This is a genomic window from Methanothermococcus sp., from assembly GCF_015523155.1.
GTDB lineage: Archaea > AGJL01 > Methanococci > Methanococcales > Methanococcaceae > Methanofervidicoccus.
The window spans coordinates 1-2,179 of the sequence record NZ_WAKW01000005.1 but is presented as its reverse complement, the minus strand read 5'-3'; the positions used below and the strand labels follow the sequence as shown (position 1 = coordinate 2,179).

The following is a 2,179-nucleotide window of genomic DNA, read 5'->3' as shown; positions in this document are numbered from 1 at the left end:
GCCATCTTTCCTTGATTTCTCTAATCAAAGCATAACACTTATATATCTGGTAGAAAAACTCCTATAATATCCTCATTCTCCATCATGATAAATGTTTATATATTTGTGAATATATAACCATCATCAACTGATATAGGCAGATGAGCGAAAAATAATAATTTATTTAATTTAATATTAAATAAAACGGCATCAAATATAATAATATAATATAATTTAATTAGTAAAGTGATAGGATGATTGAAAAAAATATAATTGATGCATTATACAAAAAAATAAACATATTAACAGGCGAATCAGAAGAAAAAATGGAAACAGTAAGATTGGAGGAACCGCCATCACTATATTTGGGCGATTATTCAACAAACATAGCATTTAGATTGGCAAGGGTATTGAAAAAATCACCGATGGTTATAGCAGAGGAAATAGCAGATTCTTTAAAATCTGAAAATATTGAAGGAATAAAGGACATAAAGGCGGTAAATGGATATATAAACTTTTTCTTAGACTACAACAGTTATTCAAAAAAAGGCGTAAAAAAGATACTTGATGAAAAAAATAATTTTGGAAGAGGAGAAGAAAAAAACAAAAAAATAATATTAGAACACACATCTGCAAACCCAAATGGACCTTTGCATATCGGACATAGTAGAAATGCCATTGTTGGAGACAGTTTAAAAAGAGTGCTTGAATTTGCAGGATATGAGGTTGAAACTCAATACTATGTAAATGACATGGGGAGACAGGAGGCAATAGTAGTATTTGGATTGGATAAATTTAAATTGGACGAAAATAAAAAACCAGACCATGCCATAGGGGAAGTTTATGTGGAAGCCAATAAACTTTTAAATGAAAACCCCGAGCTCGAAGAAAATATATTGGATTTAATGAAAAAATATGAAGAATCTTCTGAGAAAAATGAAGAAAACGAAATAACCAAAAAGTTCGAATATGCCGTAAATTATGCTTTAAACGGATTTAAAGAAACTTTAAAAAATCTTAACATTGAACATGACAAATTCGTATGGGAGAGCTCCTATGTCAAAAACGGCATGGTTAGGGAGGTTATAAAAAATCTAATGGAAACTGGAAAAGTGGAAAAGGACGAAGTATATAGATTAGACCTTTCAGACTTTGGAATAGAGAAAAAACTGGTTCTTGCAAGATTAAATGGAACAAGTTTATACTCCACTAGGGACATTGCATACCATATCGATAAGATGAAAAACTGCGATATGGGGATTAATATACTTGGTGCAGATCACAAGCTCACCGCTGAAATGGTAAATGCAAGTTTAAAATTATTAGGATATAACACGCCGGAAATCGTATTTTATGAATTTATCTCACTTCCTGAGGGCTCTATGAGCACCAGAAGAGGAAGATTTATAAGTATTGATGAGTTGTTTGAAGAGGCAAAAACACGAGCAATTGAAGAAGTTAAGAAAAGAGGTGTGGCAACAGATGAAGATGAAATAAATGAAATTGCCCATAAAATAGCTACCGGTGCGGTAAGATACAATATCGTCAGAATCTCGCCAGAAAAACCTATGGTATTTAGGTGGAATGAAGCACTTGACTTTGAAAAGGTTGGATGCCCAGTAATACAATATGCCCACGCTAGATGTTGTAGAATTCTCGAAAATGGATTAAACAATGAACATAACAACAATAGTAATATTGACATTAACGAACCATTTGACTACGAATTAAATGATAACGAAAAGATATTAATAAAAACACTCCTAAAATTCCCAAAAGTTGTTGAAAAATCCGCAGATGTCAGAAAACCACAAATAGTGGCAAATTATGTGCTCGATGTTGCACAGGCATTTAATAGATTCTATGGAAACTGCCCAATATTAAAAGAAAAAAACCAGAACATAGTTTATTCAAGATTAAAACTTGTAGAATGCACAAAAACAGTTATAGAAAATGGATTAAATATTTTAGGTATAGAATGTCCGGGTAAGATGTAAGATGTAATATAATATATATTTTAAATAATTAATTCCTTTAATTTATTTCTAAGTTCTTTAATATTTTTTTATTTTATCCCTATGAGTGTTTCTAAAATGAGCAATATTTTATATATTAAATATAATAAAAATATGTAGCGAAAATTTTATACGAGAATATATAATATTGGAGGTTTTTGATAACATTATAGAAAGTATAGAAT

The 2,179-nt window shown here is 30.3% G+C and carries 1 protein-coding gene; it reads left to right on the top strand.

What is annotated here, in order from left to right:
* Positions 1–233 precede the first annotated feature (233 nt).
* Positions 234–1,976: an arginine--tRNA ligase gene (argS, locus tag F7B34_RS01270; protein WP_292459700.1), complete on the top strand. Its 1,743-nt coding sequence runs from the start codon at positions 234–236 to the stop codon at positions 1,974–1,976.
* Positions 1,977–2,179 lie beyond the last annotated feature (203 nt).